The sequence below is a fragment of the Eubacterium sp. 1001713B170207_170306_E7 genome, assembly GCF_015547515.1.
Taxonomy (GTDB): Bacteria; Bacillota; Clostridia; order Eubacteriales; family Eubacteriaceae; genus Eubacterium.
This window is the reverse complement of sequence record NZ_JADMVE010000003.1, coordinates 349,614-369,898: the sequence shown is the minus strand read 5'-3', so window position 1 is coordinate 369,898 and position 20,285 is coordinate 349,614. Positions and strand designations below refer to the sequence as shown.

21 protein-coding genes are annotated in these 20,285 nt (G+C 45.8%); 1 reads left to right on the top strand and 20 read right to left on the bottom strand.

What is annotated here, in order from left to right; all coding sequences use genetic code 11:
• Positions 1-64: 64 nt before the first annotated feature.
• From I2B62_RS09735 to I2B62_RS09705, 7 genes are all read right to left on the bottom strand, one after another.
• Positions 65-427 carry a PTS glucitol/sorbitol transporter subunit IIA gene (locus tag I2B62_RS09735; protein WP_195268770.1) on the bottom strand — a complete coding sequence of 121 codons (363 nt, stop codon included), beginning with the start codon at positions 425-427 and terminating at the stop codon, positions 65-67.
• 14 nt (positions 428-441) lie between these two features.
• Complete coding sequence (locus I2B62_RS09730; protein WP_195268769.1) at positions 442-1,422, bottom strand: PTS glucitol/sorbitol transporter subunit IIB; 981 nt, start codon at positions 1,420-1,422, stop codon at positions 442-444.
• Positions 1,415-1,945 carry a PTS glucitol/sorbitol transporter subunit IIC gene (locus tag I2B62_RS09725; protein WP_013380768.1) on the bottom strand — a complete coding sequence of 177 codons (531 nt, stop codon included), beginning with the start codon at positions 1,943-1,945 and terminating at the stop codon, positions 1,415-1,417. Before I2B62_RS09725 ends, I2B62_RS09730 begins: the two co-directional genes overlap by 8 nt.
• Before the next feature lie 81 nt (positions 1,946-2,026).
• The gene (locus tag I2B62_RS09720) at positions 2,027-2,527 is read right to left on the bottom strand and encodes a transcriptional regulator GutM (protein ID WP_195268768.1); all 501 of its coding nucleotides are present in this window, start codon (positions 2,525-2,527) and stop codon (positions 2,027-2,029) included.
• Between the two features lie 396 nt (positions 2,528-2,923).
• The gene (locus I2B62_RS09715) at positions 2,924-3,445 is read right to left on the bottom strand and encodes a YjbQ family protein (protein WP_195268767.1); all 522 of its coding nucleotides are present in this window, start codon (positions 3,443-3,445) and stop codon (positions 2,924-2,926) included.
• Entirely contained in the window at positions 3,432-4,145 is a 714-nt protein-coding gene (locus I2B62_RS09710; RefSeq protein WP_195268766.1) for a triose-phosphate isomerase, read from the bottom strand. The genes I2B62_RS09715 and I2B62_RS09710 overlap by 14 nt, the downstream gene beginning before the upstream one ends.
• Before the next feature lie 4 nt (positions 4,146-4,149).
• On the bottom strand, positions 4,150-4,992 hold the full coding sequence (locus I2B62_RS09705; protein ID WP_195268765.1) for a class II fructose-bisphosphate aldolase: 843 nt from the start codon (positions 4,990-4,992) through the stop codon (positions 4,150-4,152).
• A gap of 508 nt (positions 4,993-5,500) precedes the next feature.
• Here I2B62_RS09705 and I2B62_RS09700 point away from each other — a divergent pair.
• Positions 5,501-6,460, top strand: coding sequence for a sugar-binding transcriptional regulator (locus tag I2B62_RS09700; protein ID WP_195268764.1), 960 nt, complete (start codon positions 5,501-5,503; stop codon positions 6,458-6,460).
• Between the two features lie 53 nt (positions 6,461-6,513).
• Here I2B62_RS09700 and I2B62_RS09695 read toward each other — a convergent pair whose 3' ends face one another.
• The 13 genes from I2B62_RS09695 to rpsB all read right to left on the bottom strand — a co-directional run bounded on the left by I2B62_RS09695 (position 6,514) and on the right by rpsB (position 20,217).
• Positions 6,514-7,422 (bottom strand): bifunctional riboflavin kinase/FAD synthetase, encoded by a 909-nt coding sequence (locus I2B62_RS09695; protein ID WP_195268763.1) that lies wholly within the window; start codon positions 7,420-7,422, stop codon positions 6,514-6,516.
• An 11-nt stretch (positions 7,423-7,433) separates the two neighbouring features.
• The gene (truB, locus tag I2B62_RS09690; protein ID WP_195268762.1) at positions 7,434-8,342 is read right to left on the bottom strand and encodes a tRNA pseudouridine(55) synthase TruB; all 909 of its coding nucleotides are present in this window, start codon (positions 8,340-8,342) and stop codon (positions 7,434-7,436) included.
• Positions 8,339-9,313 carry a bifunctional oligoribonuclease/PAP phosphatase NrnA gene (locus tag I2B62_RS09685; protein ID WP_195268761.1) on the bottom strand — a complete coding sequence of 325 codons (975 nt, stop codon included), beginning with the start codon at positions 9,311-9,313 and terminating at the stop codon, positions 8,339-8,341. The genes truB and I2B62_RS09685 overlap by 4 nt, the downstream gene beginning before the upstream one ends.
• A complete protein-coding gene (gene rbfA / locus I2B62_RS09680; RefSeq protein WP_195268760.1) occupies positions 9,285-9,677 on the bottom strand; it encodes a 30S ribosome-binding factor RbfA in 393 nt (130 codons plus the stop codon). Before rbfA ends, I2B62_RS09685 begins: the two co-directional genes overlap by 29 nt.
• A gap of 18 nt (positions 9,678-9,695) precedes the next feature.
• On the bottom strand, positions 9,696-12,122 hold the full coding sequence (infB, locus tag I2B62_RS09675) for a translation initiation factor IF-2 (protein WP_195268759.1): 2,427 nt from the start codon (positions 12,120-12,122) through the stop codon (positions 9,696-9,698).
• Positions 12,123-12,197: 75 nt separating this feature from the next.
• Positions 12,198-12,464, bottom strand: a complete 267-nt coding sequence (locus tag I2B62_RS09670) for a YlxR family protein (RefSeq protein ID WP_038351432.1) — start codon at positions 12,462-12,464, stop codon at positions 12,198-12,200.
• A 58-nt stretch (positions 12,465-12,522) separates the two neighbouring features.
• Positions 12,523-13,758, bottom strand: coding sequence for a transcription termination factor NusA (nusA, locus tag I2B62_RS09665; protein ID WP_195268758.1), 1,236 nt, complete (start codon positions 13,756-13,758; stop codon positions 12,523-12,525).
• A gap of 15 nt (positions 13,759-13,773) precedes the next feature.
• Positions 13,774-14,238: a ribosome maturation factor RimP gene (gene rimP, locus I2B62_RS09660; RefSeq protein ID WP_195268757.1), complete on the bottom strand. Its 465-nt coding sequence runs from the start codon at positions 14,236-14,238 to the stop codon at positions 13,774-13,776.
• Positions 14,239-14,366: 128 nt separating this feature from the next.
• Positions 14,367-14,924, bottom strand: a complete 558-nt coding sequence (gene frr, locus I2B62_RS09655) for a ribosome recycling factor (protein ID WP_195268756.1) — start codon at positions 14,922-14,924, stop codon at positions 14,367-14,369.
• Positions 14,924-15,637 (bottom strand): UMP kinase, encoded by a 714-nt coding sequence (gene pyrH / locus I2B62_RS09650; RefSeq protein ID WP_195268755.1) that lies wholly within the window; start codon positions 15,635-15,637, stop codon positions 14,924-14,926. The genes frr and pyrH overlap by 1 nt, the downstream gene beginning before the upstream one ends.
• Before the next feature lie 297 nt (positions 15,638-15,934).
• Positions 15,935-18,343 carry a cation-translocating P-type ATPase gene (locus I2B62_RS09645; RefSeq protein WP_195268754.1) on the bottom strand — a complete coding sequence of 803 codons (2,409 nt, stop codon included), beginning with the start codon at positions 18,341-18,343 and terminating at the stop codon, positions 15,935-15,937.
• A gap of 406 nt (positions 18,344-18,749) precedes the next feature.
• Positions 18,750-19,391 carry a translation elongation factor Ts gene (gene tsf, locus I2B62_RS09640; protein WP_038351420.1) on the bottom strand — a complete coding sequence of 214 codons (642 nt, stop codon included), beginning with the start codon at positions 19,389-19,391 and terminating at the stop codon, positions 18,750-18,752.
• Between the two features lie 34 nt (positions 19,392-19,425).
• Positions 19,426-20,217, bottom strand: a complete 792-nt coding sequence (rpsB, locus tag I2B62_RS09635; RefSeq protein ID WP_195268753.1) for a 30S ribosomal protein S2 — start codon at positions 20,215-20,217, stop codon at positions 19,426-19,428.
• Positions 20,218-20,285: the final 68 nt, after the last annotated feature.

Genomic DNA, 20,285 nt, shown 5'->3' with positions numbered 1-20,285 from the left:
TATATCAAAAATTTGTTAAACAATTTTACATCCAGCATTCTAAAATCTAATCTTCCCTGCCGGATCAGGTGAACAAAATTTCAAACGGATCACCCGGCTTTACTTCGGGCAGATCACCGCCGGACAGTTCAATCTGTCCGGGCAGCTCAACATCCTCTCGTCCTGTGAATTTAAAAGAGCAATGCCCCATAGCCTTTAAGGTATGGTTTGCTTCTTCACCCACAGCGGTGACAATATACTGATTTTTTCCAAAAATAACGACATCGCCTGGTTTTACTTCCTGATCTATATCACATATTGTGTGAAGGATGGACATTTCCGCCAGAGCTTCTGGTGCATTCTCATTAAACACAATGATAAAATTTCCTTCAGCGGCCATTTCCTCTACCAGTGGGCCAATGGCCATTACGGTACTTTTATAATCCATTTTTATTCTGCCTTTTAATATAATCCAATACTGAAAGCGTAAGCGATCAGAACTGCTACAGGTCCTGTTATCAAGCGTTCAAACAAGACGGCTGGCACACCCGCGTCTATGGTTTCCGGCTCAGCTTCACCAAGGGAGAGACCAACAGGGACAAAGTCACAGCCTGCCTGTGCATCAATGGCAAAGAGCGCGGGTAACGCGAGGGACGGGTTGATCGCACCTACCCCAATCTGCTGGCCGATTAACACGCCAACTACCTGGGCGATAACGGCGCCTGGTCCAATGATCGGTGAGATAATTGGGATAGAGCAGATGATACAGATAACCAGCAAGCCCGGCAGTGTATTTGCAAGCGGCGAGATGGTGTTCGCAATCCAGTCACCAAGGCCTGTCCCCTGGATAATCCCGATAAGCATGGCCACAAAGGCCATAAACGGAAGAATATTACGGATAACCATATCAATGGTATCGCGGCCCGCCTGAAAGAATTTACCAACAACACCGCCAACGCCTTTCCCAAGCCGTACAATGATGCTTTCCTTTTTTTCACGCTTATCGCTTTTATGTTCTTCTTTCTTCTGCTTTTCTTGCTGAACAGCCTTCTCTGTCGCGATTGGCGCGTCGGAACCATCTGCCAGCTGAATCGTCTCAGGCTTTACGCCCGATACGTAGATGTCTTCGGTAATAAACTTGGCCAGCGGCCCGCTCTGGCCTACTGATGTAATATTAATGGTTGGAATCTGCTTCTTAGGATAAACGCCGCACCGCGCTGTACCGCCACAGTCAATAACGACACAGGCAAATTCATCATCCGGAACACCGGTTGAAAAGCCATCCACAGCCGTCGCCCCGGTCAGCTCAGCAATTCTTTTTGTTAACGGATCAATACCGCCGCCTGTAACCGATACGATTTTATTACGCTTTTCTGTTGGCTGGATAACCAGCGGACCACCCCAGCCAGAAGAACCTCTTGATACTTTAACGGCTTTATACATTTGCGTTTTCCCCCTTTTTCATGAACTTAATGGTCAGTCTTTCACAGATAATCCCACGGATCAGTATGACAATGACCCCTACGATAAAGTAGCGGATCGCCAGCGGACCAAGATCCTTACCTAAGGTCGTAAGGCCTGCCGCAATACCGCCATACACAAAGTATTCGCCGGCATTCGCATGCGGGAAAAGGCCTGTAATGGGATGACAGAATGATACTGCCGCGTCATAAAACGCAGGTTTGTACTTTTCGTCCAGGAATCGTCCCATGGTGTAAGCCATTGGATTACACAGGAAAAACATTGACAAAATCGGCAGGAGTGTATATCGGAGCAAAAAGTTTTTGCTGCAGATAATCCCCAGCTTATCGACCTTATCCTGACCAATGATTGCAATCAAAGCGTTAACTGCTGTGATCAGACAAACAAGTGTCGGGATAATTCCGGTGATGTAACCGACAAACTGTTCACCCCCGATTTGAAACAGCCCAATGAATGCAGTCGCTAAATTTGATAAGAATTCCATAATTACCTCCTCGTTCTTTCCTTTTTTTGATAATCACCGATTTGCAAACAGCCATACTGCTCTTTACAGCCGGTTCATTATTCACACTAACTTTTCAGCCGTAAGCCTTCCGGTACATTCAAGCATCCGCTTTTTATTTTCTGTTTGCGTATCTTCTGCAGCAAGCCTTTTTTCAATGGCCTCAACGGCCTGAATAAGGGCGCCCTTCTTTTTGGTCATTTCTTCAGCGTCGTAAGGATGCTTTTTTCTTCTGCGCCGGAATTCCCGGGCATCTTCTTCCAGCCCGATCCTTTTTAAATCCAACAGGCTTTTGCCAATCATTGCTTCCTTTGTCTTAAAGCCTGCAAAGATGGTCAGCCCTTTCATCTGACGGTAAGCCACGACCTGATCCTTATGCCTGCTGTAGGATACGATCAAAATCTGGCCTGCCTTCATTCCCCCTTTCGTGTGTCCGATACCGACGGTGCCAGTACCCCGCAGCTTGTTCAGTTCCCGCTGGTAGCGCTTTATCTGAAACAGGCTCAGCAGCATTTGAAGCGCCATCAACGCAAATACGATTAAAAACAACAAATTCTTCTGCATTTTCCTTTACCCCTCATCTTCATTTCAAACGCGTTTATTTTTCTTTTGTTCTTGTTTATGAACGCATTATATAACGCACATTTGTAAATGTCAATCCAATAATAATTTAAAAACCAATCCTGCATCTGTTAAATAATATTCACTTTTGGCTTATTTTAGCCATTTGTATTCGTTTTCTATCCGCTATTTTAAATCATTTGTTAAAATAATGTCATTTTAGATTGTCGTTATATCTTTTACAAATGATAATTATATGATGTTATTTGTTTAACAAGCGCTTGAAATTTACAAAAATAAATTATGACCTGTATTGTGTATTTTTTCTTTTGTATAATAAAAAAGCGCAGTGCGCTCCTCGATAACGGATCGCACTGCACTTCTTATATGCTTAAAAATTTATTCGCCAATAATGCAGACTTTACATTTTCTTGGCCTTGGACGCGAACAGTCAAAATCAACAAAATAGGCATACCCTGTCACACCTACTCCAAGATTTCCATTTTCAACATCAAAAACTTCACTTGAGCCAATAACCGTTGCCTTGAGATGTGCGTCACAATTAAACAGCTGTGTCCTGTCTCCCCCCGGCAAATATGTTTCCGCATTCGGCCAGGATTCAACCTCTCGATAATGCTCTTCACCCGGGTATAAATACTGATCCTTATTTTCATGCTTTGGAAAAATCTTATTGAGTCCGTTATTTAAATCGACCTGTAAAAATTCATCGCCTTCTTCTGTATAATCGTGGACAAATTCCTCGAAAAAAACGGCACAGGTCGTATGGGGCGAGGAAACAGCGCATATACCATCTTTAACGCCGCTTTCCTGAATAATTTTCTTTAACTGCGGTGTAATATCAAAATAGGTGGGTCTACCGCCGTGGGATTCCAATTCGATCACTTCTTTATACATTTTCATGGCATTGTTCCTCTTTCTTTTCTTTTGCGGCTTTTACCATCGCTTCCGCCATTTCACCAACCATTTTAGCAGGGTCTGGCGCGCCGACGATACCGGAGGTTGCCCCAGTCCCATCTGCGCCAAGCTTTATAATATTATAGACATCTTCCGGAGAGTTGACACCAGATGCAATCATAATCAGAATTTCGGGATCTACGGCGTGTATCTGCCGGGTAGTTTCCAGCACATAGCTGTCATCAGCGATTTCGCCCGTTCCAATAAGGTCTGTTGGTTCAGACAGCAGGATATCCGGTTTCATTTCTGCGATAGCCCTTGATTCCACAACCGAATCTGCACAGACCACGGTAAGCATTTCCAGCTCTTTAGCACGATTCATCGTCGCATACAGCTCAGCTATTGTGCAGCTGTTCTCTGCATGATTTAAAAATACAGCTTCTGCTCCCGCCGCTTTTAAAGATTCTGGCAGCACATGGCCCATTCCCCTCCCCGGGCGCAATGATTCCATATGCTGAGCCGTCACAATGATGTTTTTCGTGTTTTCTGCAATGTATCGAATATCGGCAAAGGGACAGGTAAAGAAAATCTCGACACCGGTCTCCTCTGCCACCTTATCGGCAGCTTTAGCCAGCGCAAGGCTTTTATCCCCATAAAGATAAGACTTTGGATTAACGATCAGAAAAGGGGTTCTAATTTTTCTCATTATCTTACACCTCCACTGGTTTTGTTTCAAAAACATGGTAATAATGTTCAAGTGTTTTCTGCATACCTTCTTTTGAAGCTTTTTTGACATCAAGATAATTATCCGGTGCTTGTTTTTTCAAGGTTTCCATGGCAGCCGCCAGAAAATCCGAAAAAATATTAATTTTTGTAATGCCGCTGACCGCGCATTTGTTCAGATTTTCATCTCCGGAGGACGAGCCTCCGTGGAGTACCAGCGGCGTTTCCACGGCTGTGGCTATTTCCTTTAATCGCTCAAAATTTATCTCTGGAATACCTTTGTACATACCATGGGCTGTCCCGATGGAGATCGCCAGAGAATCGACGCCGGTTTCCCTGATAAAGTTTTCGGCATCTTCTACCGTGGTATATTTTGAGTCTGTTTCATCGTGGTTTTCATAGTTTTCCCCGGCGCCCACATGGCCTATTTCTGCTTCTACCACGACCCCTTTCGGGTGAGCATAATCAATGATATCCCTGGTTCTGGATACATTGGTGTCAAAGCTTTCCATCGAGGCATCAATCATTACAGAAGAAAAGCCCAGATCAATGGCTTTTTTGATTACTTCCGGCGTAGCGCCATGATCCAAATGTAAAACCACTGGTACCGTGGCAGCCTCTGCGTATTTTTTGCCAACAAGCGCAGCATCCTCCAGGTTAATATTTTCACCAAGATGGCTTTCGGCTAAAGCGAGAATAAGCGGAAGCCCCAGTTTTTCGGCGACCTCCACATGCCATTTCAGCGATTCCAAGTCAATAAAATTGGCTGCTGGTATTGCAAAATGCTGCTGCTGAGCCTTTTCAAACAGTTCCTTTGATGTAACTAACATAATTCATCCCTCCATAGAATCAAAAACCGGCATTATCTGCCGCTAAACAAGTAAAAGGTGAGCTCTCCTTTATCCATTGTAACATATGTTCTTGTAAGCCCTTTTTGTTCTTACTTACTTATGATTATATGCGTTTTTTATTTTTTGTCAAATCATAAGATCTTCTAAGCATTTATTTTAAGAAGCGTCTATTATTTTTTACATTTGTTTTTTTATTTCTTTTAATTACGCTTCTTTTTCTGTTCAGGTTTCTGAAAACCCTTTTAAAATCGCCATTCTAAGCTATCTCCAGAAAGCTTCTTCTCATTTGCTCTGCAATACAAAAACATTTGTAAACAGATTTCTCTTTTTAATTTTAACGCTTTTAATTTTTTATATTTTTCAAAAATGTCATTTTAACATTTTTACTATTTAAAACATTTGTCAATTTATGTTGAAAAACAATGGTTTTTCTAAGGAAGCTGTGTTAAAATTTAAACTATCTAATAATCGAACTGAGGAATTTTCAATGAAAAAAAATATTATTGAGGATGAACGCATGATGTTACGCGTCAGCGATATGTATTACAATAAAAATATGAGTCAGCAGGAGATTGCCAATAAATTGTCCATTTCACGGCCTACCATATCAAAACTGCTGACCGCTGCCAGGGAGCATGGCATTGTCACCATTACGGTATCGGACACCAATGGCCGCAAATACTTCCAGCTGGAGCAGCTGTTGGAGGAAAAATATGGCTTGAAAGAGGTTTTCATCGTAGAAACTCTGGAAGATACAGCCGAGACAAAAGCCCTGATGGGCAAGGCAGCTGCGCAGTACCTTTCCCGAATTATTCGCGATGGCGATGTCATTGGCGTGACCATGGGAACCACCGTTGCGCAGATTGCGCCTCACGCTGATCACTCCTATCACTCAAACCTTACCTTTGTCCCTTTAATCGGGGGCATCGGCACTGTCGCTACCGAACTTCACAGTAATTATATTGCCGAGTCCATGGCGCGTGCCTTTGGGGGAATTTATTATCCTCTTCACGCCCCTGCCATGATTTCGCGAAAAAACACAAAAATTGAGCTGATGAAGGAAAACAGTATCCAGCGTGTTTTTAAAAAAGCTAAGCGTATGGACATTGCGATTCTGGGGATCGGCGCGCCGACCAGTAATTCTACCATTATCAAAACAGGTTACTTCACGCCAGAAATCTTTGAGGAAATCCGCGAGCAGAAAATGTGCGGCGATATCTGCATGGTTTTTTATGATGAAAACGGCAATATCGATAAATTTGAATATAACGAAAAAATGATGTCCATTGACCTGAGCGTGCTCAAAACCACCAAATATGCCATCGGGGTCTGCGGCGGTGCCGATAAACCTGTTGCCATTTCCGGCGCCATCAACGGTGGCTATATCAATGTGCTGATTACAGATTATGAATGCGCGCAGATTCTGGATCGTATGAAAAACGAATAGAGTGTATAACATAAAAGGATGACCGTCCGAAATGGACGGTCATCCTTTTATCTCTATTTCCTGTAACGTGTGTGAATATTTCGGATGTCGCTTTTGATCTGTGCTACCAGATCCCCGAGATTATCAAATTTAATCTCACCGCGCACCCTCTCTTTAAAGGTCAGTGTTACGTAATCACCATAGATGTTCTCATCAAAATCATAAATATAGGTTTCAATACTATAAGGATGCTTATCAAAGGTAGGATTAAAGCCTAAATTCGTAAGGCCGTCATGCTCCTGGCCGCGGACTTTTATCTTCGTATAGTAAACACCGCTGCTGGGAAGGATGACCTTTTCTTTCATTTTTAAATTGGCTGTCGGAATATCAAAGGTGTGCCCCAGGCCCTTGCCCTTGACAATGGTTCCCTCTATACTGTAATCCCTGCCTAAAAAGGTTGATACTTCATTCACCTTTCCGGTGCCGATAAGCTCTCGAATCAGGGTGCTGCTGACCGATTGGCCATCAATAATACACGGCGGTATCACCGTTACGCCAAAATTAAAGCGCTGTCCAAACTCTGTGAGCATCTGGATGTCACCCTCACCTTTAAAGCCAAAGCTATAATTAAAGCCCACCACAATGTGCGCGACATTGTATTTTTGTAACAGATAATCCCGTATAAACGCCTTGGGGCTGTAGCACATCAGCTGGTCATTAAAAGGGTTTAAAAAGACGTAATCTATCCCAAGATCCTTCATAATTTGAACTTTTTCTTCATTCGTGGTAATCAGCCACGGTGAATAAGCCGGGAAAATATGGGTTAGCGGATGCTCGGCAAAAGTCATGACACCGCTGGCGCAATTCAATTCTTTTGCTTTTTTGATGGTGGCTTTGATCAGCTCCTGATGTCCCAGATGCACGCCGTCAAAAAAGCCAAGGGCCAGGACTATTTTTTCGTTTGGATTAATTTCGGTATTCATGGTTCTTCTCCCTAAAACATTTTAATTGGCTGAACATAGGGTTCCTCGCCGGCGCAAAACCGGCCAATACCTACAAATTCTTCCTGGTCGTAAAGACGCAGGATTTCACTGTCTTCAAAGTTCGCAAAATCTTCCACGACATTCCACGGATACAGACGGTTGCCGCTTCTCAAAAACCGGCTGCCCTGCGCATTGGCTGTCACCATTCTGAACTTTTCCAACGCGTACTCCGGCTCATGGAAAAAGCCCTGAACACGACCCACCAGCATCAAATTTTTCAGCTGGGATAAATGCAGGGCATTCTCAATTCTGAAATCCCCCACCCTTTTACGGTAAAGGTCTCCCATACAGGCGGCTGTCCCCAGTTTTTTACCGATATCCCGGCAAAGGGAACGGATATATGTGCCTTTGGAGCACGCTACCACAAACCGGGCTTTGCGGGGCAGCTCATCGGTCGCGATGGCTTCTATGCGGCTGATATGGATGGGGCGCGGCGGTATTTCAACGGTCTCGCCTGCCCGCGCGTAATCATAAAGCTTGCGGCCGTTGATCTTTAAAGCGGAATAAATCGGCGGTACCTGCTGGCTGTCACCCTTAAAGGACTCAAGGACCTTTAAAAAATCTTCTCTGGTAAAATTCAAAGGCGCCTCTAGGGTTACAGCGCCTGTACAATCGCAGGTGTCGGTCTCGTAACCGAAAAGAATCTCTGCCTCATAAACCTTATCAAGGTCATTTAAATACTCCACTGCCTTGGTGGCTTTGCCGACACATAAAACCAGCACGCCCTGGGCATTGGGATCCAGCGTCCCGGTATGTCCGATTTTTTTGGTATGCAGTATCTGCCGGGCCTTAAAGACAACATCGTGCGATGTCATCCCTTTTTCTTTATAAATATTGAGATAACCATTTAGCTCACTCATATATCTTCTTCATGCTTCCTATAATACTCGATCACTTCGATCAGTTCTTTTTTCAGCGCTTTCAGGTCTCCTTCAAAGGTAAATCCCGCGGCGCGCATATGGCCGCCTCCTCCATATTTATGGGCAATCAGTGAAACATCAATTTTAAACGGCGTTTTTGAGCGCAGCGAAACACGGTAGATACCACATTCAACTTCCTTTACCGTGGCGGAAAGCTGAACGCCGATAACGTTCATGCCGATATTGGCCACATCGTCCGTTATCTGAACGGGTCCGCCATATTTACAAATATCCGCGTAGCTTAAAAAAATCCACGCTAAGGTGTTGTCCTCATAGAGCTGCAATGAATCGACAGCCCTGCCGTACAGCTTCATTTGAGCATAATTCTTTTCGCTGTGCAGCCGTTTGGACAGCACGGCAAAATTATCGCGCTGTTCATAAAGACGGCTTAATATCTGATGCGTATCCGCGGTGACATTGGAAAACTGGAAGCTGCCCGTATCGGTGGAAATGCCTGTAAAGACCGCCTCGACCATTTCAGGATCGAGCTCAATGCCCAGAGCATCCAGAATACGAAATACCAGCTCAGCCGTCGCAGCTGTGATCTCCAGAAAATTGACGTCGCCATAGCCCAGATTGGTGGCATGGTGATCAATGACCATGGTGACCGAAGCATTGACCATCGGAACAGGCTTAAACGCATATTCCATTGTCGAACAGTCCAAAATGGCCACAACGTCATATTCATCCCGGAGCTCTTCTTCAAAATAGCGGCTCTCGCTGAAGAACTGGAGTTTATCCTCCAGGGGCGTATCAATATAATAGTCTACGTCCTTTCCAAGCGCTTTCAGGCCTTTTCCAAAAGCAACAGCAGACCCGATGGCATCGCCATCGGGTTTATTGTGCACAAGAATCAGAAAGCTCTGATTCTCTTTTATACAATCAAGAATCTCTGTCGGTACCTTCTTCATCCTCAGATGCTCCTTTATCTTTTTTCAGACTTGCTAAAATACTGTCGATATGCATGCCATACTCCACAGAATCATCTAATTTGAAGGTAAGCGCGGGGATGGAGTGCACCTTGAGCACCTTCCCAAGATTCGCCCGCAAAAAACCTTTTGCGTTATCCAAAAGGCCCAAAACTTCTTCTTTTTCGTCAGGTGTTCCGAAAATACTGACATAAACCGTTGCGGTTTTAAGATCCGGCGCCGCTTTGACATGGGTAATACTGAGTGTATCACGGTTGAAACGGCTGTCCTTCATTTTCTGCTGAATGATCAGACTCAGCTCACGCTGAATCTGACCGTTAATTTTTTCAATACGATGTGATGCCATAATAGCACCCCCTTTATTTTACAGTTCTCTTGCCACGGCTTCCATGACAAAGGTTTCGATGACGTCACCAAGCTTGATGTCATTGTATTTTTCAATACCAATACCACATTCGTACCCGCTGGCAACTTCCTTAACATCATCCTTAAAACGTCTTAAGGATGCGATTTCGCCCTCAAATACAACAATGCCGTCACGAATGATCCGAACCTCATCATTTCTGGATATCTTGCCGTCGGTGACATAGGAGCCGGCAATCATGCTGCCGTTTGGAATCTTAAAGACCTCACGGACTTCGGCATTCCCGGTAACTTTTTCGACAAATTCCGGTGCCAGCATGCCTTCCATGGCTTTCTTGACATCTTCGATGGCGTCATAGATAACACGGTATAAGCGGATATCCACTTCTTCGGTTTCTGCGGCGGCCAGCGCGTTTTTATCCGGACGCACATTAAAGCCAATGATAATCGCATTGGAGGTGGAGGCCAGCATAACGTCGGTTTCGTTGACGGCGCCGACCGCACCGTGGATCACATTGATACGGACATCTTCTGTGTTCAGCTTTTCAAGCGACTGCTTGATGGCTTCGATGGAGCCCTGAACATCCGCCTTGATGATAATGTTGATATCCTGAATCTGTCCTTCCTGTATCTTGGTGAACAGGTCGTCCAGGGATAAGCGCATCTTGGCCTGGCGGGCATCCTTTTCCATTTCACGGCGTTTTTCTGCCAGCTGCCGCGCTTCTTTTTCGTTTTCGAGCACGATAAAGTCATCCCCTGCGACAGGGATATCCGACAGGCCGGAAATTTCGACTGGTGTGGAGGGGCCGGCTTTTTTAATCCGCTTGCCCTTATCATCAATCATGGTACGGACCTTACCGTAGGTCATACCTGAAATAATCGAGTCGCCAACATGCAGGGTACCCTGCTGTACCAGAAGACTGGCGGTCACGCCTTTTCCTTTTTTAACCTGGGCTTCGATCACACTTCCGCGGGCTGCACGTTTAGGATCTGCTGTGAGCTCACCCATTTCGGAAACCAGCAGAACCATTTCAAGCAGCGTATCGATGTTTTCGCCTTTTTTAGCTGAAACCGGCACCGCGATAACATCGCCGCCCCATTCTTCAACCACCAGATTGTGCTCTGTTAATTCCTGTTTTACACGTTCCGGATTAGCGCCATCCTTGTCGATTTTGTTAATGGCGACAATGATTGGAACACCGGCCGCTTTGGCATGGTTGATGGCTTCTACGGTCTGCGGCATGACGCCATCGTCGGCCGCTACCACTAAGATTGCGATATCGGTCATCTGCGCCCCTCTGGAACGCATGGCGGTGAAGGCCTCATGACCTGGCGTATCAATAAAGGTGATGGTCTCACCATTGATGGTAACCGTATATGCACCGATATGCTGGGTAATCCCGCCAGCTTCACCGGCTGTAACATTGGCCTTACGGATACGGTCTAAGAGGGAGGTCTTGCCGTGGTCTACGTGACCCATAACAGTAACAACCGGCGGACGTTTAATTTCGTTTCCGGTATCTTCTTCGTCATATTCTTCCAAAATTTTGGTGACGACATCCTCCAGTTTAACAGCCTTGACTTCATAGCCCAGCTCAGACGCCACAATCTCTGCGGTTTCGTAATCGATCTGCTGGTTAATGGTTGCCATGGTGCCCGACATCATTAAAATTTTAATAATTTCGGTCGCGCCAACATCCAGAATTTCCGCCAGCTCCCCAACACTTACCAGTTCCGGAATCTCAAAGACCTGATTCTTCATTTTTTCGGTCTTTTTCTCATCCTTCATCTTTTTGTAAACGCTGCGGGCTGTTTTTCCCTTCTTGCTATGGTCTCTTACCTTAGCGGGCTGGTTATTGTTATTGGCATTTCTTTTCTGGTTTTTGTTTTTGCGGTCTGGCTTGCTGTTATTGGGCACAGTCTGGCCCTTGGCATTATTGGGACGGTTGCCCGTATTGCCGCTGTTTCCCTGCGCGCCGGTATTTCTTTTCTGCTGGCTCTGGCCATTGCTGCCATTTCTCTGACCATCTGCCGGCCGGCGGTTCTGAGAGGCGTTGTTGTCCCTTTGCTGTGGTTTTCTTTCCTGCTGCTGGGGTTTTCTTTCCTGCTGCTGCGGTTTTGCCTGCTGGGGTTTGCGCTCCTGCTGCTGGGGCCTGGACTGGGGCTGAGCTTTTGGCTGCGGTTTGTTTTCCTGTTTTGGCTGCTGGGGCTTTTGAGCCTTTGCTTCCTGCTTCGGCGCCGCTGCCTTTGGCTGCTCTTTAGTATCTTCACCTTTTTTGTATTCTTTTCTGAAGTCCGTTACCTGTTGTTCTGTTAACACACTCATGTGATTTTTTACGGGAATATTATGTTTGTTTAAGATATCGACAAATTCCTTGCTGGGAACGTCGTATTCACTTGCTAATTGATAAACTCTTAACTTTGACATATAATTCCTCCCTTCAATTGTTTTTATTTGTTCATAGATCTCTCCATAGCTGTATTTTTCATCGGCTGTTAGGGCCTATGACAGCTGTTCTTTTATTTTTTGACGCACTTCTTCGACGGTATCTTTGTCGATGGGCCGTTTAAAAGCTTTTTCAAGAATATTTTTACTCAGAAAAGCGTCCAGGCATTTGGGGTCGTCACAGATATAGGCGCCCCGCCCGTTGGCTTTTCCCGTTGGATCATAGAATATTTCATTGTCTTTATTGCAGACAATACGCAATAGATTTTTCTTTTCAATTTTTGAATGACAAACCACGCAGGTTCTTACGGGCATTTTTTTCATTGCTTCCTCCTGCACACATTATAATATTATATCACAGAGATACCGGATAAATCTTTACTTATTCAAAAAAGTCATCCAAATCCTCTAATTCGTCCGTCATTACCAGTTCATCCAGCACATGATCGAGGTTTTCGGCATGATCTTCATCAATCTGAATGTCCAGTACCTCGTCCAGTTCATTTTTCAGCTCATCCAGAATATCCTCTTCTTCTCCGGCGTTTGTATAGTCCGCCTCGAAATCGGGATTCTCTTCCAGCATACGTTCAAAGTCGCTTTTGCTTTTAATGTCAATTTTCCAGGAAGCCAGCTTTGCCGCAAGCCGGACATTTTGTCCTTCTTTCCCAATGGCCAGGGATAACTGAAAATCATCGACAACTGCAATCGCAGTCTTTTCCGTTTTATTCGGCAGAATCCGGTAAATTTTTGCCGGGCTCAGAGCATTGGATAAATACTCGCGCACATCGTCGCTGTATTTGATGATATCAATCTTTTCACCGTTCAGCTCATTGATGATGTTCTGAACACGGATCCCCTTCTGTCCCACACAAGCGCCAACCGGATCGACCGACGAGTCGTTGGCCTTTACTGCGATCTTGGTTCTGGAACCCGCTTCTCTGGAAATGGACACAATGTCTACCACCCCATCATATATTTCCGGTACTTCGGTCTCAAAGAGACGCTTTACCAGTCCAGGATGGGTTCTGGATAATCTGAGCTGCGGTCCCTTGGTGGTTTTACGCACCATGAGCAGATAAACCTTCAGGCGCTGTCCCGGATAGTATTTTTCTCCGGGAACCTGTTCCATCGGCGGCATACAGCCTTCGCCGTTTCCAATATCGACAAAGACATTGCCGCGCTCAATACGGTTGATCATCCCGGTCATTACCTCATCCTGGCGTTCCAGGTATTCGTTGTAAACCATATTGCGCTCTGCTTCCTTGATTCGCTGGACAATGAGCTGTTTGGCATTCTGGGCCGCGATGCGTCCAAAATCTCTCGGGGTGATAATCTTACGGTAGACATCCCCAGCCTCATAGGTCGGGTCAAGCTCGCGCGCTTCCTCGAGCGATATCTGTGTTTCCAGATTTTCGACTTCCTCGACAATATCACGGGTTGCGTAAACGGTAATCTCTCCTGTTTCACGGTCGAGCTTCACATCCACATCCTGGACATTGCCATAATTTTTTTTGTAGGCGGATTCGATGGATACCTCAATGGCATCGATCAGCTCCTCCTTATCAATGTTCTTTTCTGCTTCTAAAGCATCAAGCGCTCTCATAAACTCTGCATTCATAACTTATTCGCCTTCCTAAAATTCAATTTCCGGAGCAACCTTGGAAATCGCAGACATTTCCAGCTCCATCATTTCTTCAGAGTCAAGCTGTAGGGTCAGCGCTGCGCCATTGTAGCCTTTGAGGATACCGCTTAACTGCTTGCTGCCATTCACCGGCGCGTAGAAATTGACGACAATACGTTTATCCATATTGCGGACAAAATCTTTTTCCTTTTTTAAGGGACGGTCTATTCCCGGAGATGATACCTCTAAAAGGTAGCTCTGCTCAATGGGATCTTTTTCATCCATCAGGTCACTGAGACTGCGGCTGACTGCTTCGCAGTCATCCAGCCCGATGCCGTCCGGTCCGTCGATGTAGGTGGTTAACACCCAGTCTTTTCCGGCTTTTTCAAAGGTGACATCAACACACTCATACCCCGCGGCTTCCACCACCGGCGCGATGAGCTCCTCAAGCATTGATTCCTTGGATTGCTTTTTCATATATTCTCCTAAATTTTAATAAGCCTCGAAAAACACACAAGAGTGGGTTTCCCCACTCTTGTGAAAGACTTATTTAGTTTCACAAACACAACCGAAAGGATTTCAGTTGACAATCAGGGCATCACTGGCTAAACCGCCATGATTTCCCCTTCTTTTTCCTTCAGCACACTTTCGATGTTCTTAACTTCATCATCGGTCAGCTTCTGGATTTCCTTCTCACCCTGATGCAGCTCATCTTCACTGATAAGACCTTCCTTCTCAGCGTCTTTCAGGTCCTGTACGGCTTTACGGCGTATATTGCGCATGGCAACCTTACATTCTTCACCGTACTTTTTGGTTAGCTTAACCAGTTCTTTACGGCGTTCTTCTGTCAGCTCCGGCACCACCAGACGAATGATTTTGCCGTCGTTGGACGGATTAAAGCCCAGATCCGCGGTCAAAATGGCCTTTTCAATCGCAGAAATCGAAGTGCTGTCGTAGGGCTGAATGGTAATCATACGGGCTTCAGGCACCGCCACACTTGCCAGCTGGTTAATGGCTGTCGGCGCTCCATAATAATCAACCGTTACTTTGTCCAGAATATGGGGATTCGCACGGCCGGCTCTGAGCCCTCCTAAACTCTCGTTTAAGTTATTCAGGGCTTTTTGCATTTTATCATTGGCTCTGTCTTTAATTTCGTTTAACATTATTCTGCCTCCTCGATAATTGTTCCGATGGTTTCGCCGCGAACGGCCTTTAAGATATTTTCGGGCTGATCCAGACCGAAAACAAGGATGGGTATTTTATTATCCATACACAGGGTAATGGCGGTGGAATCCATCACCTTAAGCCCCTGGTTGATGACATCAATATAGGTCAGGCGGTCATATTTTTTAGCCTCCGGATTGACTTCCGGATCCGAGTCGTAGACCGCATCCACACTCTTGGCCAGCAGAATCATTTCGGCGTCGACTTCTGCCGCGCGCAGCGCCGCTGTGGTATCCGTCGTAAAGAACGGATTGCCTGTGCCGGCTGCAAAAATAACCACGCGTTTCTTTTCCAGATGCCGGACTGCCTTACGGCGGATATAAGGCTCGGCCACTTCCTTCATTTCAATGGCGGTCTGCACCCTCACCGGCACACCCATCTGCTCTAAAACATCCTGAAGCGCCAGCGCGTTAATCACAGTGGAAAGCATTCCCATATAATCCGCGGTGGATTTATCCATGCCCTCACCAAAGCGGCCTCTCCAGAAGTTGCCGCCGCCTACAACGATCGCGATCTCAACATCCTGTTCAAAAACCTCTTTGACCGATTCACAGATACGCTGCACCGTCGGCGGATCAATACCAAAGCCAACCTCACCAGACAAGGCTTCGCCGCTCAGCTTGATAATAATTCTTTTATATTTCGTCTCCATATAATCCCCCTTCTATTCTTAGTTCGATTATACCTCAGAACCCCCTGTTTTTCAAGGGAACACCGAGAACAATCCAAACTGTAAAAAAAGAACACTTTCGTGCTCTTTATCACAAATCTATTCAGGTACCGTTTGTATCGGCTTACCTTTATGCCAAAGAGCCGACACGGTCATTAACCGTCCAATAAACAGTCATAATGGACAATACTATTATAGCGTAAAACACCTGCATTCGTCAAGCTTCTTTCACAAGAAATTCGTAATGGAATGCCACCCCGGTACCGCTTTGTCTCAGGATCACTGTTCCTTTTGGGGCATATTGTGCGGGACCGGAAAACAACGGCCAGCTGCCGCCTGCTTTTTTCGGTCATAAACTTTGACACAATGTGTCAGAAGCCGTTCAACCCCAAAGGCTGCCGCCAATAACAGCCCCAGCAGCAGCAGCGCACTGGCGCTTAAGGTCCTCTCCAGCCCCAGCAGCCGGCTGAACATAAAAACAGCGCCAAAATAACCGGCGGCCATCGTGATGCTCACAAACGCCCGAAGCCTTGTGAAGAGTCTGTTGTTCTTCACAACCGCCTGCATGCTTACCAGGCCTGCCAGAAGATATAATACCGTTGTTTTCTCAGCCATGCCGATTTCGATCAGTCCTGCTGCTGTTATGATATTGACCATAACAAATGACACAATAATGGCGGCTGCATTCGGCAGTGCCTTCGACAACGCTTTGGGCAGAAATCGGCTGTTAATGCGCCGCCCATCGGCCTCAAAGGCTGTAAGAAACGAGGGATAGGCTTCAATTACAGCGTCGATCAACGTAATCTGGATGGGCAAAAAGGGAAAGGGAATATTGGCCAGCACGCAGATCAGCGTCATGACCACGGAATAAATGGTCTTGATAAAAAAGACGCCTGCCGCGCGGGTGACATTATTCACCACGCGCCGTCCTTCAAGCAATAGCCCCGGCAGCGCCGAAAAGTCCGACGCTAATAAAACCACCTGTGCGGCCTGCCTGGCCGCGTCGCTTCCATTGCCCATGGCAATGGAGCAGTCAGCCTCCTTTAGAGCCAGAAGATCGTTCACGCCGTCACCGGTCATGGCTACAGAATGGCCTGCGGCCTTCAGTGCCTGAACCAGCTTCTTTTTTTGCTGGGGGGTGGTTCGCCCAAACACGGTGTATTCTTCCGCAATTTTACTGAAATCCACATCTTCTCCCACGGTCGTCATGTCAATGGCCTGGTCATAATTTTTCAGCCGGGCATCTCTTGCCACCGTCGATACCGTCGCCGGATGATCCCCTGAGATGACTTTCACCGTAACGCCCTGTTTTCTGAAATAGCTTAAAATCTTCGGCGCGCTTTTGCGCACCTTATCCCGGATGACGATTCCCGCCAAGGGGATAAGCCTTGTCTTTGACAGATTGGTCCGGCTCGTAACTTCATCCTCTGTAACCCCAGCCACCAGGACCCTCCGCCCCTTTTTTATCTCGCTCTTCAGCCCATCCGGCATCTCACCCTGCAGCACCCTTTCCGGCGCGCCAATAACAAGCGTTCTGCCGTTTTCAAAGGTCATGGCCGTCCACTTCCGCTCCGAGGAAAAGGCAACCCTCGAGCTTAAAGCACAGGCGTCACTTTTGGGGAAGTACTGTTTTAAAGCCTGGAAGGTCGCATTGTTATCATCGCTGTATTTTAGAAAAGAACCCATCAGAGACTCCAGCTTTACCCCTTTGGCCAGTGTGTTTTCAAAAGGCCATACCCGTTCCACTTCCATCTTTCCCTCAGTCAGCGTTCCGGTTTTATCGAGGCACAGCACATCCACATGTGACAAAGCTTCCAGAGAAAACATGTCCTGAATCAATATCTTATCTTTTGCCAGCTTAATGACACCTCCGGCCAGCGAGACACTGATTAACAGCACCAGCCCTTTGGGCAGCATTCCCAAAAGGCCCGCAGCGCTGGACACCACCGAAGTGAAAAGCGGATCGCCGCGTAAAACAAAGGCCTCCAGAAATAAAATAATCCCTAATGGGATAATAAACAGGCTGGTGATCCGGGTTACCCTGCGCATGGACTGCATGAGCTCAGAGCTTTGTTCCCTGACCTGTTTGGCCTCCCGCACGATTTTAGACGCATAATTATCACCGCCAACGTGTATAACCCTTGCCAGACACTGGCCGCTGACCAGGCTGCTGCCCGACAGGAGCTTACCGCCTTTCGTTTTTCCAACAGCATCTGCCTCCCCTGTCAATAACGCCTCATTGACTTCGACGTCACCCGAAATGACAACGGCGTCACAACAGATCTGCTGGCCCGCGCTTAAGACCATGATATCGTCCTGAACCACTTCTTCCACCGTTATGGTCTTTTCTTCACCGCCACGCAGCACGGTGGCCGAAGGCGCCGACAGCAGTGAGAGCTTCTCAACGGTTTTCTTCGCTTTAATCTCCTGCGCGATACCGATAAGCACATTTAAGATGATAATACCCAAAAACAGCAGGTTGCTGTAGGCGCCAACACAGAAAAGCGCAATGGCAATCAGCAGGTTCATAAGATTAAACAGCGTAAAAACATTTTTCTGTATGATCTCACCCGTTGTTTTGGTCATAGCGCTTTGAGTCCGGTTCTGCCGGCCTTGCTGCACACGCTGGTTTACTTCTGCTTCAGAAAGTCCTTTTATACGATTTTTTTCACAATTTTTTTTACTCATTGACAGCCTCCATCGTTTTTGCTGTCTTTATTGTAACGGAACTTTCTAACCTGGTAATAAAGGAATTATTAAAAAATTATTAACAATGAACAGTCAGAGGCTTTCGTTTTAAAACACAAAGGTATTCTGCCAATCACTATGAGACCTTTTCATAATACACATAATACACAGAACACAGCTGCTGTAAGTTAAAAAGCAAAAAAGCACAGGACGTATAAAGGCATTTTTTTATAAATATATTTATTTATTTTCATTTTTTAAACAAAAAGAATCATACCCCTCCGTTTTTAAATCCATTTTTATAACTACCTGGTGTGTGCTCTTTGTATTATGTGTATTATGAAAACAACCTGGAAATAAAAAAGGACACGCTGCGAGACAGCCTGTCCTTTTTTCGATAGCTTATTTATTTCATCTGTGCAGCTACTTCTTCTGCAAAGTTTTCCTGTTTCTTTTCGATCCCTTCGCCTAACTGGAAGCGGGCAAAGCGTCTGATTTTTACATTTTCACCAATTGTCATGATCTGTTCTTTTACGAGATCTTCAATGGTGATGTCCGGGTTTTTAACAAAAGGCTGTTCTAACAGGCAGATTTCTTTGTAGAATTTGCCGATACGGCCTTCAACCATCTTGTCGACGATTTTTTCCGGCTTGCCTTCATTTAATGCCTGATGCTTCAGGATTTCCTTTTCGTGTTCAACTTCTGCTTCCGGCACTTCTTCCTTGGAAACATAGGTTGGGTTTGCAGCTGCGATGTGCATGGCAACATCCTTCGCAAAGGCCTTGAAGCCATCGGTTTTAGCCACGAAGTCTGTTTCACAGTTGATTTCAACTAAAACACCGATTTTACCGCCCATATGGATGTAAGATTCTACAACACCTTCCGCCGCAACACGGCCAGCTTTTTTATTGGTAGCGGCTAAGCCCTGTTCTCTTAAATATTCCATTGCTTTTTGAATGTCACCATCGGTAGCAACCAAAGCTTTTTTGCAGTCCATCATGCCTGCGCCGCTTTTTTCTCTTAATTCTTTAACTAATTTAGCGTCCACGTCTGTATCCTCCTCTGATTAAATGTCAAACAGCTTATTCAGCTGTCACTTCTGCTTCAACTTCTACAACTTCTTCAACAACCACGTCGCCGGAGGCATCTTCTGCCACAACGGTTTCTTCTACGACAGCTTCTTCAAACTGTTCGCCCTGTTTTCCTTCGATAATAGCGTCTGCTAATACGCCCAGGATTAAAGCGACGGCACGGATTGCATCGTCGTTTCCAGGAATAACGTAGTCAATTTCGTCCGGGTCACAGTTGGTATCAACGATACTAACGATTGGAATACCCAGTTTATGTGCTTCTGCAATAGCGATTCTTTCTTTCTTGCTGTCGATAACGATCATCGCGCCAGGCATTTCCTTCATATCTTCAATGCCGCCCAAGAATTTCTGCAGTTTTTCACGTTCTCTTTTTAACTTGATAACTTCTTTTTTCGGTAACAGTTCAAAAGTGCCGTCTTCTTCCATCGCTTTTAATTCTTTTAAACGCTCAATACGTTTGCTGATGGTGCTGAAATTGGTTAAGGTACCACCTAACCAACGGTGGTTAACACAGAAGCTGCCACTTCTCTTAGCTTCCTTTTCGATGCTGGTCTGAGCCTGTTTTTTGGTTCCGACAAATAAAATGCTTTCGCCGTTTGCTGCTACATCTTTAACGAAGTTGCAGGCAACATCGATTTTTTTCACTGTCTGCTGTAAGTCGATGATGTAAATACCGTTTCTTTCAGTGAAAATGTAAGGCGCCATTTTAGGGTTCCATCTTCTGGTCTGGTGACCGAAATGGACACCTGCTTCTAATAATTGTTTCATTGTTACTGCTGCCATAATAATTCCTCCTTAGGTTTTTCCTCCATTTTTCTCTCCGGAATAAGCCCACCTGCTGCGCAGGCACC